Genomic DNA, 15437 nt, shown 5'->3' on the forward strand with positions numbered 1-15437 from the left:
TGTTTAACCATTCTTAATTAAGAACAATTAAGGTAAAAAAGATATGTTTATTCAAGTGCTATCCCTTTTCCAGGTTATATTGCTCTAGCGTATTAGCAGACATTATTTCAGATGTAAAGCAATTCTCAACCTTTTTACGGCCATTCATAGAGAGCAAAGTCCTTTTGTTGTCATCCGAACGAATAAGAATTATTTTTTCTGCAAACGCTTTAGCAGAATAATCATTTATGAGATAACCATTTTTGTTATCATCTATTGCTTCACAAATGCCTCCATAATTAATTGATATTACTGGTGTACCTACTGCCATAGCTTCTAATAAAACCATCGGGAAGACTTCTCGAAATGAAGTTAGGATAAGGATATCCATATCTTTAATGAATTGATCCGGCTGATTAACTTGCCCCAGCATAGCGACTGTCTGACTCACTCCATTATCTTTTATCATTTGTGCAATAGCTTGATATCGAGGTCCATCACCTGCAATATGAAATTTTAGTCCATGTTCATTTTTCATTTCCTTAGCTATTTGGATAAATAACTCATGATTTTTCTCTTCTGAAAGTCGACCTAGTATCCCTATATTAAATTCTTCAGAACTCGAACTCTTATTTAAAAATGAAAATTGATTCAAATCAACACCATTATGAATCGTTTCAATTTTTTTCCCCTTCACTCCCAAATCAATTAAGTTCTTTTTTTCAAATTCACTAACTGTAATGACTTTATCGACAAAACCATTAATAATTTTGGGTAGGAGTCTCTTGAACTTCTTCTCTAACAGAGTGACATTATGTTTTGTATAAACTATCTTCATACTTCTGGATACAAATAGCTTTATACATACGGCATAGAACACCATTCTCAAACTATTTGCGTGTAAAATATTAATTTGCTGTTTTTTTACTATGCTCGCTAATATCGATATATTTTTCAAATGGCGATTCTTTGTTAATAGAGTAAAGTTCTTTTTATTCTTTAATTTCTGTATTAGTTCCCCATCACCAGCAGCTGTAAAGAAGTGAATTTTTTCTTCGCTAAGTAAATTTTCTAATTTATAGAAATAAGTTTCTGCACCACCCATTATTAATTTGTCTGTAATGAATAGAATCCTCAAATATATCCACCCCCCGAAGACGTTACTTTCTCATAAGATCTTCTCTCACTACTTTCTAAAGTAGTAAACGATTTTGACTTTATTGAAATTAGCACAGCGACTATAGCCAGGTACAAAAAAAGCATTTCATTAATGATAAGTGTTAAAGACATCATTTGAAAAATAATCGCTAACAAAGATAAAAACAAATACGTATTAGCTTTTATAACCTTTTTCTTCATGATTTCTACACCTAATGTAATGATAAAAACTATAAAAAGGGCAAACCCTATAATGCCAGATTCAGCAAGTATATCTAAAAACATGTTATGAACATGGATGTATTCTCCATAATGAAGTTCATTGTAATCTGGAAAATTAAATGCACCTATTCCGAGCCACACGTTAGATGAGAAATAATCCCAAGCTCTTTCCCACAATACAAAACGTCCACTTCCTCCATCCTGAGAAAAATCATTAATTCTTGATTCAATAATTCTCATCACATCGAACTTCAAATAAAAAATAACAACGTAACCAATTATTGTAAAAGAGGTCAAAAAACCAAAAAATAACTTTATTTGAGTAACAGGATTATTCATAAAGAAGTATAAGACAACAATTAACGTCATTGCTAACAGGCCACCTCTTGAAAAGGTTAAAATGTTTGTTAGGATACATAAAAGCAATCCTGCCTTATTTAATAGACTATTACGTTTACAAAGAAAATAAGTAAAAAACAAAGTATTATAGAAAATATAAAAATTAGGATCAGGTACAGTACCAATTAATCTGGGATAATCACGATCCAGCATCACCCCTAACACTTTTATGCGGTCTCCTTGAAATTGAAAGTTTAAAACACTTAATCCCAATATATATAGGAGAAGACTTACTGAATTGAACAATACTCCAGAAATACCGATAGCTCGTTCAATAACATTGACTGATATACCAGTCATTGCATGCTTCATAATAAAATAACACCCTAGTAGTATCGTAAAGCCAAATAATACTCTTACACTTGATTCAGGGTATTTTGCAAAAACTCCCGTATAACAATAATATAAGTGAAAAACAATGAGCACTATTTCATACCAGTACAACTTTTTAATTTCAAACTTCGATAGGTTCATTAATAAATAAATAAACGAAAAAATCATAAATGGTTTTAGTGAAAATCCAATATCTATGTTGAAATTTGTAAGTGTAACTAGAAAAAACATGCTCACTAACAAGTATTGCTTTTTTACATCTAATTTTTTTTTATAATCCACCCCCGACCTCCTTAGACGTTCTGACATGCTTTTTTTTATATACCTGTTCAACTCTCTTTAACTTTTCTTGCAAGTTTCTATTTAATTCTTTATCAATAAGAAGTAATAACATCAGCAATATGAAATGAATAACTACGGAGATAACTGGATAACTATTCAATAAATAATTAAGTAATAAGATAGATGAACCAAAGTAAAGCATGTAAGGAATCAAAGCTCGCTTTGCTATTTCCCATTTATGTGGATTTAATAGCCAAAATCCTCCTAATGCAATCACTTCAATTAGTACCCCTGAATAACTTGCTCCCATTATGCCAATACGGCTACTAAGGTGAAAATAGAGAATGATGCCACATAATAGAGCCATTGCTTGTACAACTGTTCTATTATTTTGTTTCCCCATAGATGTTAATCCATCTGCAAGGGCTATGCTCATACTTTGAAAAACCAGCATTAAACAAAGTACCTTCAGTAAAGTAGCGGCCATATCCCATTCTTCGCCCAAGATTATTCCTATAATGGTATCTGACATATAATAAAAAGGTATTGCCATCCCCATCCCAATGATACCCATCACTTTTATCTGAAGAATGTTTAAGTCTCTATGCTTGATCACCTGATGGGAATTAAATTGCCGGAATAGCACTGGAATAAAAGCCGCAGCAATAACAAGTGGTAATTGTGTTAAAGCTTGTGGTATACGATAAGCTACTGCAAAGAAACCTACTTCAGATAAAGTTAATGTCTTTTCTAGCACCAGAGGACCAATTTGAGGAAGTGTTACGAAAAGTAAACCACTTAAAAGAAACGACCAGAATTGCGAAAACAATTCTTTATGAAATGGTGATGATAGACTCACTTTAATTTCTTTCAATAAAAGAACGACAGAGAAAAGCCCAGCAAGAAAGTAAGCAAATCCATACATAAAAGCTATCAATAAAGAATTTAAATTTAATAGTATTCCTATTAAAATAATAATGATGAGACAACTAGATGAGCACATTTTTATATATCCTGAATACTGCATTTTTTCAGAAAGTTTAAAATAAGTTGTGCCTATGCTTTGCATAGCCACACCTAAAACCATCGGGATGATTAAATAATAGGCTATGTTGATAAGTTCTGATGATTGAGTCGTAAGATGAATAATAATAAAGCCGATACCAAACGTAGCAACCAATAATATCGTCCTTAACTTGATATAAGAAGAAAGAATAACTTCAATATTAGAATTTCGTTTGGAACCCTCTCGCAAAACAATTTCGCTTAATCCTGAATCTGTAAAATAACTCATGATCATTGCAAATGCCAACGCTACACTTAGGATTCCATAATCTTTTGAATTTAAATAGTTAGCTAAGACAATTAACGCAATTGCATTAAGCACACTTGAGAGCGCAGTGCTATAAAACATGTGTACTACATTAACGCCTATTGAATTTTTTTTGCCCTTCATAAAAAGTCACCTGTCTTTTAACTGACCTGATAAATCATGCCTAAAACCCTTTTCTCTGCTCTAGCTACACTTTTGGATATAAGAGAGATTTCTTCTTTTTTAGTCTTATTTTCAGTTACAACAAGGACTACCCCATCACATATATTCATAAAATCCTGTGAATCCGATACTTCTAATAAAGATGGAGAATCGAATATAACAATATCGTATAGCGTCGCCCAATTCTTTTTTATTATAGAAAGTCTATCGGGTAAGGACATCCTAAAGGTGTTATCCATCGGTAAACCAGCTGGTAGAATTGAAAGGTACGGTATACTCGTTCTTATTGGAACTCTACTATCAATTTTTCCGTTAATAATATTAGAAAACCCTTGTTCATTTGAAATTTGAAATAATTCATTTAGCGTGGGGGATTTGAAATTTGTATCTACAAGAAGAACCTTCTTGCCTTGCTCAGCAAATGAGGCAGCTAACTTAACTGAAATAATTGATTTTCCTTTTGTAGCATTCGCAGAAGTAAGCATTAGAAATATCGTTTTATCTCTAAAGTCAATTGAATATTGAAGGTTGCGTGAAGCAATCCTCATCTGTTCAGTGCTCACATAATGGTCACTTAATAGCTTGTAGATTTTTGTCCTTTTCTTTTTCATGATTTAAATCACCTCGTATTTCTTTTATATTTTTGTCCTTTATCTTCTTCTTTAAAAACCAAGAATGATTCTTTTTCCTTAAGTTCACTTTCGATAAAACTACTAAGCCACTTTGAATTTCTAGTCCTTCTGGATCCTTTATAGTCTCATCAAAGCTTTCTTTTACAATCGCTACTCCAATTGCTAAAAATAGAGCTATCACACACCCAATAGCAATCCCTAGTGTTTGATTGGAACTAGAACTAAGAGTACTTTCAGAACTTAAAACTTTAGCATTCTCGAAATTTAGTATTTCTGACATCTTTTCTACCGATGTAGTAGCGATACTATGATTTAAATCTTTAACTAATTTGGGATCTTCACCAGTAATTGTAATTTTTATTATTTGTGATTCCTTTGTATTTGTAACTACTAACTGGTTTGCAAAGTCATAATTTTTTAAATTATTTTTCCTTAAGACTTCTTTACTGACGATCGGACTATTTATAAAATCGATTGAGGAAGCTACCATTCGGTTTATTTTCTGGTTCTCTTCATAAAAATCTTTAGATTCATTTTGAAGATCACCAATAAAGATATATTCATTTGCTTCATATGTTGTCTTCATTAAATACGTAACTGCGAAAAACGTAGAACCGGAGATAACCACAAATACTGCTATAACAACCAAAAATCTTCGTTGTAAAATCTTTAATAATCGTTTAATTGTAATACCTTCTCCCATAGTGATAACACCCTCCAGACTATTTACAATCGCGATGTTCTTTTTATTAGTGATAAAGCGGTCGTTTAATTCTTTATAAAGAACAAGCCTACATGTTTAACTCTCTTCGATCTTTTTCAATAGAGGTTCCTTAGATTTGATCTTTTTCTTTATCAATGTTTGCTTTAACAATTTCACTTGTAAATATTTAGTCACAGGTTTCTCAATCGTTAAATAAATCATCATGGAAGATACAGTTGATAATACGATTGTTCCAATCATTAATAATAGTAAATTGAACATATCATCTAGGTTCATCCAGAGAAAGATTAACATATATAACTGAATAAGGGGACCATGGCAAATGTATATTGAGTAAGATGCATCTCCTAAAAGTGATACACTAGCGGGAAGTTTATATGTGAAATTTCGTTCCATTCCAATAATCCCAATTAGTATAAACATAGAAAAGACGCTATACATAAACATGATATCAATTTGAGTAAAGTGATAGATGTTGTCACACCAAATAAAAAGGAATCCAGCTAATCCAATTAACAACCATACTTTTTCATATTTAATTAGATTCTGAAATGTCATGTATGCGACAAAACAACCAAATCCAATTTCTATATGATTAAAACTAAGCAAAAACACCTCGTTGTTTTTATAAAAAAATTGAGCTATTAAAATTAACAAAAACCACGGAGGGATGATAAACTTCCAAACACGTGGCACGCATAGGTATAGAAAAAAAATAAAGTAAAAAAATAAAATATAACTCAGAGACCAGGTAACATCCAATAAAGGGGTCTGTGTAGTTAAAAATAAATTAGTAAATAAATCAATGGCAGTAAGTGGCTGCATTTCCCCAACATTGGGGAATATTTGATAAAGGAAAATCGCTGTTAATAACATTAGCCAATATAAAGGAAATATTCTAATTAAGCGTTTTAATAGGAACTCTTTTGATTTTGTAATGTTTCCTGTGTATTTATGATAAACAAAGACAATCATAAAGCCACTCACTACAAAAAAGAAATCAACACCTCCAGTTCTTTCCCATTCGGCTATATGAAACCAATTGTAGTCAAACCTTGCATAAAACAAACTATTTGCATGACCTACTAGGACGAAGAAAATAGCAAAAGCTCTAGACATTTGGACTAATAATAGTTTGCTTGTAGTTCTATTCACGTCCTCCGATCTCCTCGCTATTTATAATGACTGAACTAAGATTGGCAACTTTTATATTTGTTTCTACTATCTTATCATGTTCTTTATAAAGAAGTAAGTGTTTCTTATAAAGTTATAAAACTTCACATCAATGGATGTGAAGTTTTATATATAAATATTAATACAATAAATTTAATACATTTTTTCTACCCTGGTTACTTATTCTATCTTGAGGTATTCCCCTTACATTAAATGAGTTTAGTGAACTTTTGTTCGTTAGTTTAACGAGCGAGGCTGTAGAGTTGATTGTTGAGATATCCCATACTAGCCCATCAAAGAAATTTTGTTGTCCATTAATTTGAAAAAGTTGCTGAGTAGCCGAAGTTGGTTGAACTTGAATATTAATAAAAAAGTTACCACTACACTCAAATGGGATTGTTTCACTACCAATGATTTGTATATTATTTATACAGTCATCTAATGACAAAGCATTGAAGCGATTAGCGTTTACATAACTAAACCCGCTGGAAGCTTTAACAGCCTGTAATTTAACGGCCGTATTCATACCCACAATTTTTATATTCTCAAAATCCATAAAAGAAATGGCGTGGTTCGGACCATTTGAATATAAATGAAGTCCAATACCTTTATGGCTACCACTCCAATTAACAATTGTCAGGTTTTTAACAAGTGATTTCCACCATACGTTATAATACTTGTACTTACCGTCCAAATAAATGACTGATGAATTAAAAGTTGTATCATCTATGGCAATATATGCTTCATCTAATGACGAATTTCTCTCCATCTGGATTACTTTAAAATTCCCATATACTACAAATCTTGATCCATAACTGAATTTTAATTTTATTCCTTCTTTTATCTGAATGCCACTAGTCATAATATAATCACGCTCTGTAAGGTATACTGTTTTTACATTATTTATATGAGCATAATCTATTGCAGCTTGTATTTTCTGAGGATCGTTTGAACCTGCAAAGTCATCTACTACGACTTCCTTATGCATTGATACACCTCTACTCTCCATAATATAATAGTGTAGTATATTAAAACCTTCTTTCACTACTTTATATTTTATGAAGAAGGGAGCAATAAGGACTAGTCATCATCCTATATAAAGTGACTATTTAAATGTATTAACCATAATCAAACAACCTATTTATTCTTGTTTTTCCAGTTAATAAATTCTATTAGTTCTTTATAATAAATTAAGTTCTCTTCCTTAATACCTGCCATTTTTACTTCTTTTATAAAATTGAACCATTCAGAACCTACTTTATCGTGTTCCCTCACAACCTCATACTTATTTTCACTAAATATGTCTTGAACATCTACTTCTAAAACGTTTGCAATCCTTTCAATAATATTAATTGATGGATTTTGTTTAATATCTCTTTCAAGACTGCTCAAATAAGACTTCGAAACATTCGATCGCTTTGCTAATTCAGTTAATGATAGACTTTTCTCACCGCGATATTTTTTTATATTTTCGCTAATCATTCTTAACTTCACCTTCCATGTGACCCCTCCTTTATTAATATCTCTTCTCTTACAAACTTTCTAAAATCGATCTTTTGTTCTTTATAAATATTATAACGTTTCTTATAAAGAACGCAAATGGTTTTTTGTGCGCCATTAAGAAATTAAGTAATCGAAGAAGCAGTTCTTTTTAATCAGTCACATACAGAAACAAGCAAACATATGCTCTAGCTTACCTAATATCTCTATCACATTACATACAAATCCTATTCGGCAATCACCTAGACAAAATCTCAAATTATACTTTTTTACAGAATAAAACCAGATAAGCTACTCACATTAGGTTTCACTCATCTGGATCTTTAGTTTTCACGCCCCTACCCCATCCGCGCCAACCGCTCATAAACCTCACGCAAATTCGTAAATCCCATCTCCTGAATTCTCTTCAAGTAATAACACCAAAGCTCAGCTGTCATTTTGGCATCTCCCAGGGCATGATGGCGATCTTTTACCTCAACTCCGCAATTTGTACAGCACTCTTCTAATTGAAACCCTTTTAGCTCCGGATCAACAATTCGTATTAAAAAAGAAGTATCCACAATACGATGATCGAAACTGGCACGCATCAAACTCCAGGTAGCGTGTTGCATAAAGGCTTGTTCATGCTTCGCATGATGCGCAACTAAAGTGTGCCCTTTCATAAATTCATAAAATCGAGCGAGCACATCTGAGAGGGGCGGTGCGGAATCCAGATCTTCCGCCTTAATGCCCGTTAATTCAGTAACCTCTTCGGATGGGGCGTTACTAGACTGAACTAATGAATAAAAAGTATCTTTTTCGATGGTTTGACCGGTTACTTTCACCGCCCCAATCGACAGGATGGTGTCCCCTTTATTCGGATAAAAACCAGTTGTTTCAAGATCAAACACAACGACTCGTAATTGATTTAAGGGTACTTCTAACGTGTTTTTCATTTTTATTTCTTTTTGCATCTGTCTTAGCATGGAAATATGATGAGGATTTGATTGATCTTGAATTGATGCGTACATGCTCGTATTCACCTTACCGGACAGCTGCTTTAAATATTGAACCATTTGATTCATCTTCATTTAGTAACACCCTTTTCGATGTGCTTTGTGGTGTCATTGTAAAGCTCAATCCCTTTTTTCATAATCTCCTTGAGCTCTTTCTTCTTTTCTTTAGGAAGGGAGCCAATCGTCACATAATGAACGGCTTCATAGTCTTCTTGTTTTCCATAACGAAGCCGAAACTGTAAAAGCTGCCTAAATTTATCTTCATACTGCTTCCATTCTGAACGGCTATTCTCTGATAATGCACCAAGTCTTGCTAAAGTAGACGTCGTCATCACGCCATCCTTCAATGCAAGAAGCCTCACTGCATTAACATAGGGAAATAAAGCCGACTGTTTTAAATTGATTTCTCCAGTATGGGTACCATGCGTTTCGACGAGTATTTGTCCGAATACACCGATCCCTTTTTGAAGCCTCATCGTATTTTTCAGCATTCTTTTTAATAAGTATGGCGATTCCTCTATTTTAGAGTGAATCCCTTGCTTTAAATCTTCAATAAATTCCCCTCTACCAACTAAGACTCTCGCATCAATAAAAATTAATAAGTGACGGATGGCTTCAAAGCTTTCATCATCCATCCAATTTTCAAGCTGGCTTTTCCACTCTTCCACTGATTTACACCAAAGTGGATTAGACGCCATCACATTTCCATCACAGAATTCATATCCAACCGTATTGAGACCAACCGAGATTTCTTTTCCAAGCTTAAGAAAATAGTTGCTCGCCTCTTCGCTCGAAATTTCATAAACGATCCCATGATCCTGATCACTCCATAGCGCTTGCTCAAACCGCCCGCCGCTTCCCATTAAAAAAAATGAAAAAGGAGAGGGAGGTGGCCCCCACTCTTTTTTCACTTTCTCTACTGCTAGATGCACAATTTGACTCATCAGCTGATCATGGAAGTGATTCAGTGCAAAATGATCTGTCGCAACGTTCTTAATTTGTTGTTTTCTCATTTTTCTTAGATCCTCATAATTTTCAACACCATCATCCATACCGACAGCCCCTTTGCATCTCAATTAACCGGATTTTGAGCTTTTTCCACCTTGTTGTACTGGCTGTTCGCTCGTCTGCAAAAATTCTGGATAGCCATAGCTACCGTGCTCACTGAGATCAAGACCAATAATCTCTTCTTCTTCAGTGACTCGTAAACCGTTTAGCACTTTCTTAATGATCACTAAAAGAATAAATGAAACACCAAAGGCATAAGCCCCACTCGCACCAACACCAAGTGCTTGAACCCCTAGCTGCTCGAAGCCGCCCCCGTAGAAAAGTCCTGGTTGACCTACTGTTGCTAGTTCTGGCGTTGCGAACAAACCGTTTGATAACGTACCCCAAACGCCTGCTACCCCGTGAACAGATAAAGCAAAGATCGGGTCATCCACTTTCCGTTTTTCGAAAAATCTCATGCTGTAAAATACGATCATTCCGGCAACTAATCCAATCACAACCGCTGCCCACGTGTCGACAAAAGCACAGGAAGCTGTAATGGCGACTAATCCTGCTAATCCACCGTTTAACATCGTTGGCACATCCGCTTTTCCTGTTACGGCCCACGCCACAACTAAAGCGGCTACAGCTCCAGCACCTGCTGCTAAGTTCGTATTCATGGCGACAAATCCAAAGAATGCAGCGTCAGCAGATAACGTACTACCTGCATTAAATCCGAACCAACCTACCCATAAAACGAGCACACCAAGTGCCGTAAATACCTGGTTGTGTCCGGCAATGTTGTTTGGAGAACCATCTTTATTGTATTTACCAATCCGTGGTTTTAAAAGAATCGTTGCGGCAAAAGCGCCCATTGCACCTGTAAGGTGAACAACCGTTGAACCCGCAAAGTCCTGTTTCCCATGCTCAGCTAACCAGCCGCCGCCCCAAATCCAGTGGGCAATCACAGGATAAACGAGGACCGAAAATAAAACCGCAAACAGAATATAAGCTGTTAGTTTCGCACGTTCAGCAAAGCCACCAAATGCGATCGTTAATGAAATACCTGCGAACGCTAACTGGAATAAGAAGAAAACTGGCGCCGAAAGTCCTAATCCCTCAATTTCATAACCTGAATAGAAAAAGTCCGTTAAACCGAAGAGAGCATTTCCTTCACCGAAAATTAACCCATACCCAACTGCCCAAAAGACTAACGAAGCAATCCCAAATGTGAAGATCGTCTTACCAGCAATATGGCCAGCATTTTTCATTCGTGTTGACCCAGCTTCAAGTAAAATGAAGCCACCTAGCATCAAAATAACGAGTACTGCTGAGAACATCACCCAAAGACTATTCATCAAAAACATCGAATCCATTCCAACTTCCCCTTTCACTTTTCAGAACCATAATCTTATTTTCAGAAAATGTTAATTAATCTGACATTTATTATTATAAGTATTTTTGCATGAACAAAAATTGTCTACAACAATCATGTCACATTATCTCTCTGACTATATGTTGAGGGATGGTCAGATCACGTTGAGGGAGGTTTTCTAGGATTTTGTGAATATGATTAGTAGGGTTAGTTTAAAAAGCATATTAATCAAACGTTTGTTTAATATGCCATTTACCTAGTCTGAATGGGTACGATCATCATTATCCAATTTCGATCGTTTATATTTTTAAATTTAAAAACGGTAGCACAGATCTTATGAACAATAGTTCTACCGATTAACTGAATTTATTATAAAAAAACAGGTAAGCTAAGTAATAGCTTCCTGTTTTTTTATATGGAGATCAGTTTTAGCTTACGAGAGTTCACTAAGAACAGCCCTTTTCCCTACTTATGTAAGAGATTTTAACTCTAAAATGAACCATTAGTATCATTCAAGAACTGTGAAAAACATGGTTTTCCCTCATATTAGTCCACCGCTCTCATTTATAAAAAGTAAGAAACCCAAAGCCAATCGGCATGGGTTCAAAATGGAGGATACTGAGTAGTCTAAGTATCAACACGAATCACATTCATTGCACGTTCGGATAATTGCTGAACATAATCATTATCCAGCTTTTGATCGGAAAGAACGTGATCGATCATATCCAACTCTGCAAAACGAGCGAATGCCTGGAGACCAAACTTGCTATAATACACCATCACAAAATTAATATCCGCACTATCTAACATTTTCCTTTTAATGCGAGCTTGCTGTTCATTTGATTCACTAATGCCTCGGCTTAGATGGATACCTTTACAAGAAATGAAGGTTTTATTAACATGATAATCCTCTAGCCAAGCCTCAGCGAGTGGACCAAGATAAGACATTGATTTAGCATGTAAAGAATCACCGAGACGGTTCTACTGATTCACTCTCTATTCCTAATAGAAAACCAGTTAGCTCATCAATGAGGTGGTGATTTAACTGGTTTTTTGATTAGTATTTGCGAAAATCTGTTTATACTTTCAAGTGCCTCATGAGCACCACCCCCGTGATTTCCAATTTCCTTCATTTCAAGACAAACCTCTATCTACAGTAATTTGATATTCTTTCATTTTTCTCCAGAGTGTTGATCGACTCATACCTAGACTCTTTGCAGTTTTGCTACGGTTATATTGTGTTTTAATTAATGTTTGTAGAATGCGTTCTTTTTCATTGGTTGGATGGTCATCAAGTTTTCCAGGTGAGGTGTTGTGAAGAACTGCTTTTACATCTGACTGAGTAATATTAGGCGTGTATAGCACAGCTAATCGCTCACAAATGTTATAGAGATGTCGCACATTTCCTGGCCATGAATAATGCATTAATAATTGTTTCGCTTCTTCTGTAATTTCAATCTCAGGATAATTTTTATGGTAATAATCTTCGACCAAGAAAGGAATATCACCTTTATGTTGTTCTAAGGTAGGCAATTCAATCCTTAAAACATCCAATCTATAAAACAAATCTTCTCTAAATCGATTCTCTTTCACTAAAGTTCTTAAATCTTTGTTCGTTGCAGCGACAAGACGAATGTCTACTTTAATAACCTCATCACTTCCTACCCGCATAAATTCCCTTTCTTGTAGAACACGTAGGAGTTTGGCCTGAAGGGTTAACGGTATTTCGGCGATCTCATCTAAAAAAATAGTTCCACGATGAGCGATCTCAAAAAGTCCAGCTTTTCCATTTTTATTAGCTCCAGTAAAACTTCCAGACACGTAACCGAATAGTTCACTTTCTAGGAGCTGTTCAGGTATAGCCGCACAGTTAATTGCCACAAACGAATTGGAAAATCTGTTGCTTTCACGATGTATACTTTGAGCAAATACTTCTTTACCAGTACCACTTTCACCTATTAAAAGGATATTCGAATTCGTACGACTATATCTTTTTGCTACTTTTATAATTTGTTTCATTCTTTCTGTTTCTCCAATAATCTTTGAAAAAGTGAAACTCGCTGTATGACCTTTACTATAAATTCGTTTTCTTATACTGCCCTCTAGTAATTGTAGGTCTTGAACCGCTTGAATTGTAAATACAATATCAGATACTACTTCTTTAACTTTAATAAAGCGTTTATTGATATTTAGCATTATTTTGTTGTATTGAAAAACCTCATTTGTATACTCATTTGTATCTTGCATTAATACTTTAAACTCCGGTAAAATAGTTGTGTTTTCTATTTTTTGTTCATTAGTAGTCTTGTCGAGGTCCATTAGTTGGGCTGCTTTAGGATTCAACATTACGATTTCGTTACTCTCATTTATCACAATAACCCCATCGCTAGAACCATCAAGGATCGCCTGTAATCTTTTTGCCTTTTCTTGTTCTCTTAAAGCTGTGATAACCATTATCTTCGCCTGTGTAATTGCTTGCCACAGCGCCTCGGGACTTGATTCAATTACCATATTATCAATTTCTGAATCTTCCGCATATTTACACGTTTTAATTCCACCTAGGATAATTTCACAACCACTAGCATGAGCTTCTTTTACCAAATAACTCCCGTTCCAATTAGTACCCAGTCTATACGTTTCGATAGGTGCATCAAGTAAATCATATATATTATTTAAACCTGCTAACATGTTGCTTGCAGCAATGACACCTATTTTCCTTCTACCAAATTGCTCACTACACTTACGAATGGTACGAAGTATATCAGAAGAAGAAACAGCGATTTCAACAATTGGGATATTCCCAGAAACTCTCCTTAAAATTTCAGCTAGTAGTCCCCGAGTAATAATAATATCTGCATGGATTTTAGCATGCTGATTTTCCTCAGCAATTACAATCTCCTCAAACTCAAATAGATATTTTTGTTGATTTGAATCTAATTCATCATGTTCTTTAAAAATAGTAGCAGCATCTTTGATAAAGTCCTTGCACGGAACAACTAAAGCAATTTTAATCACTTAATTTCCCCCTTCTAGTTCGTATAGTAGCTTTTATTATGGGGCCATGGGATAGTAACTATATTTCACTATTAAAAAACGAATGAACGCAAGAGATAGCGCTTACAAAAATCGCAGAAAACCATATGAAGATGCCCAATTAAAAGTTTTCTCAATAGTAACATAATTACCCTTCCTTTCTCGTTTAATGACACAAATTGTTGAAACGAATATGTCTCATTAAACAATATTATGAACCAATGAAGTACTAAATTTATACTCAATAAACTCACAACCCTTTTAAACGGCGCTTTTTGAATAATATATAAAATCATAAAAGTTGGCATACTTCTTGCTACTTATATAAACGAAAACAATCGAGGAGGGTTTCAAGTGCTAAAGTTAAACAATGTATTTAAAAACCGTGTAAAGGATCAGCTGTTAGGTAATAAAAAAATGTCCGCTGGGTGGCTACAAGCCTCAAGTCCCATAACTGCAGAAATTATGGCGAAATCTGGTTTTGACATTTTAGTAATTGATATGGAGCATGGACCAGGAGATATAATGTCATTGCTTCATCAGCTCCATGCATTATCAGGTTATGAAGTAACACCTTTTGTAAGAGTACCATGGAATGATTTTGTAGTAATTAAAAGAGTTCTCGATGCCGGAGCTCACGGAATATTAGTTCCCTATGTCAACTCCGCAGAAGAAGCCAAACAAGCAGTAAAGGCTTGTAAATACCCTCCCGAAGGCTTTAGAGGGATTGCGCCAAGTCCGAGGGCTGGAGGGTTTGCTATGAATGGTAAAGATTATCTTGAACACGCAAACGCACAAATCAGTTTGTTTGTTGCAATTGAAACGAAGGAAGCAGTTGATAATTTACCAGAAATCTTAAATGTAAGAGGAATTGATGGGATATTTATAGGACCAATGGATTTATCTACATCTATGGGTTACTTTGGGAATCCCCAGGCATACGAATTTAAGGAGACAATTAGTAAAATAGAAAAGTTAGTATTACAATCAGACAAAGCCCTGGCAACGGTTGCCAGTAATTTTCATCAAGCTAAGGATTTATATGAAAAAGGTTATCGTATTGTGGTTATGATGTCTGATACTACGACTCTAGGAGAACTCGCAAAAAACACAGTATCAAAATTCAATGAATTATATCCAAAACATTAAG

Annotated in this window: 13 protein-coding genes and 1 pseudogene; 1 reads left to right on the forward strand and 13 read right to left on the reverse strand. The window is 34.6% G+C overall.

The window, feature by feature from the left end:
* Window positions 1–58 precede the first annotated feature (58 nt).
* The 13 genes and pseudogenes from AC0VYO_RS19870 to AC0VYO_RS19930 all read right to left on the reverse strand — a co-directional run bounded on the left by AC0VYO_RS19870 (window position 59) and on the right by AC0VYO_RS19930 (window position 14269).
* The gene (locus tag AC0VYO_RS19870; protein WP_475368094.1) at window positions 59–1084 is read right to left on the reverse strand and encodes a glycosyltransferase family 4 protein; all 1026 of its coding nucleotides are present in this window, start codon (window positions 1082–1084) and stop codon (window positions 59–61) included.
* 29 nt (window positions 1085–1113) lie between these two features.
* Window positions 1114–2373, reverse strand: coding sequence for an O-antigen ligase family protein (locus AC0VYO_RS19875; protein ID WP_475368095.1), 1260 nt, complete (start codon window positions 2371–2373; stop codon window positions 1114–1116).
* On the reverse strand, window positions 2363–3829 hold the full coding sequence (locus tag AC0VYO_RS19880) for an oligosaccharide flippase family protein (RefSeq protein WP_475368096.1): 1467 nt from the start codon (window positions 3827–3829) through the stop codon (window positions 2363–2365). Before AC0VYO_RS19880 ends, AC0VYO_RS19875 begins: the two co-directional genes overlap by 11 nt.
* A gap of 17 nt (window positions 3830–3846) precedes the next feature.
* Window positions 3847–4479 (reverse strand): CpsD/CapB family tyrosine-protein kinase, encoded by a 633-nt coding sequence (locus AC0VYO_RS19885; protein ID WP_475368097.1) that lies wholly within the window; start codon window positions 4477–4479, stop codon window positions 3847–3849.
* Complete coding sequence (locus tag AC0VYO_RS19890) at window positions 4439–5203, reverse strand: YveK family protein (RefSeq protein WP_475368098.1); 765 nt, start codon at window positions 5201–5203, stop codon at window positions 4439–4441. Before AC0VYO_RS19890 ends, AC0VYO_RS19885 begins: the two co-directional genes overlap by 41 nt.
* A 96-nt stretch (window positions 5204–5299) precedes the next feature.
* Window positions 5300–6379, reverse strand: coding sequence for an acyltransferase family protein (locus tag AC0VYO_RS19895; RefSeq protein ID WP_475368099.1), 1080 nt, complete (start codon window positions 6377–6379; stop codon window positions 5300–5302).
* A 157-nt stretch (window positions 6380–6536) separates the two neighbouring features.
* Window positions 6537–7385: a hypothetical protein gene (locus AC0VYO_RS19900; protein ID WP_475368100.1), complete on the reverse strand. Its 849-nt coding sequence runs from the start codon at window positions 7383–7385 to the stop codon at window positions 6537–6539.
* A gap of 149 nt (window positions 7386–7534) precedes the next feature.
* On the reverse strand, window positions 7535–7879 hold the full coding sequence (locus tag AC0VYO_RS19905) for a helix-turn-helix domain-containing protein (protein WP_475368101.1): 345 nt from the start codon (window positions 7877–7879) through the stop codon (window positions 7535–7537).
* Between the two features lie 356 nt (window positions 7880–8235).
* Complete coding sequence (locus AC0VYO_RS19910) at window positions 8236–8967, reverse strand: exonuclease domain-containing protein (protein WP_475368102.1); 732 nt, start codon at window positions 8965–8967, stop codon at window positions 8236–8238.
* Window positions 8964–9905, reverse strand: a complete 942-nt coding sequence (locus tag AC0VYO_RS19915; RefSeq protein WP_475368103.1) for a DUF294 nucleotidyltransferase-like domain-containing protein — start codon at window positions 9903–9905, stop codon at window positions 8964–8966. The genes AC0VYO_RS19910 and AC0VYO_RS19915 overlap by 4 nt, the downstream gene beginning before the upstream one ends.
* A gap of 63 nt (window positions 9906–9968) precedes the next feature.
* Window positions 9969–11255 carry an ammonium transporter gene (locus tag AC0VYO_RS19920; RefSeq protein WP_194218524.1) on the reverse strand — a complete coding sequence of 429 codons (1287 nt, stop codon included), beginning with the start codon at window positions 11253–11255 and terminating at the stop codon, window positions 9969–9971.
* Window positions 11256–11881: 626 nt separating this feature from the next.
* Window positions 11882–12217, reverse strand: a pseudogene (locus AC0VYO_RS19925) (DeoR/GlpR family DNA-binding transcription regulator); the annotation flags it as partial.
* A 171-nt stretch (window positions 12218–12388) separates the two neighbouring features.
* Window positions 12389–14269, reverse strand: a complete 1881-nt coding sequence (locus AC0VYO_RS19930; protein ID WP_475368104.1) for a sigma 54-interacting transcriptional regulator — start codon at window positions 14267–14269, stop codon at window positions 12389–12391.
* 372 nt (window positions 14270–14641) lie between these two features.
* Here AC0VYO_RS19930 and AC0VYO_RS19935 point away from each other — a divergent pair, with 372 nt between their 5' ends.
* Window positions 14642–15436 (forward strand): HpcH/HpaI aldolase family protein, encoded by a 795-nt coding sequence (locus tag AC0VYO_RS19935; RefSeq protein WP_475368105.1) that lies wholly within the window; start codon window positions 14642–14644, stop codon window positions 15434–15436.
* Window position 15437 lies beyond the last annotated feature (1 nt).

The organism is Anaerobacillus sp. 63XJN7_4_ISO-PGPR-S23-413 (assembly GCF_056173725.1).

Excerpts from the sequence above, each read along its gene's own strand:
- AC0VYO_RS19890 (WP_475368098.1), bottom strand. The coding sequence starts at position 5,203 with ATGGGAGAAGGTATTACAATTAAACGATTATTAAAGATTTTACAACGA.
- AC0VYO_RS19900 (WP_475368100.1), bottom strand. The coding sequence starts at position 7,385 with ATGCATAAGGAAGTCGTAGTAGATGACTTTGCAGGTTCAAACGATCCT.
- AC0VYO_RS19910 (WP_475368102.1), bottom strand. The coding sequence starts at position 8,967 with ATGAAGATGAATCAAATGGTTCAATATTTAAAGCAGCTGTCCGGTAAG.
- AC0VYO_RS19915 (WP_475368103.1), bottom strand. The coding sequence starts at position 9,905 with ATGAGAAAACAACAAATTAAGAACGTTGCGACAGATCATTTTGCACTG.
- AC0VYO_RS19885 (WP_475368097.1), bottom strand. The coding sequence starts at position 4,479 with ATGAAAAAGAAAAGGACAAAAATCTACAAGCTATTAAGTGACCATTAT.
- AC0VYO_RS19870 (WP_475368094.1), bottom strand. The coding sequence starts at position 1,084 with ATGGGTGGTGCAGAAACTTATTTCTATAAATTAGAAAATTTACTTAGC.
- AC0VYO_RS19905 (WP_475368101.1), bottom strand. The coding sequence starts at position 7,879 with ATGATTAGCGAAAATATAAAAAAATATCGCGGTGAGAAAAGTCTATCA.
- AC0VYO_RS19920 (WP_194218524.1), bottom strand. The coding sequence starts at position 11,255 with ATGGATTCGATGTTTTTGATGAATAGTCTTTGGGTGATGTTCTCAGCA.
- AC0VYO_RS19880 (WP_475368096.1), bottom strand. The coding sequence starts at position 3,829 with ATGAAGGGCAAAAAAAATTCAATAGGCGTTAATGTAGTACACATGTTT.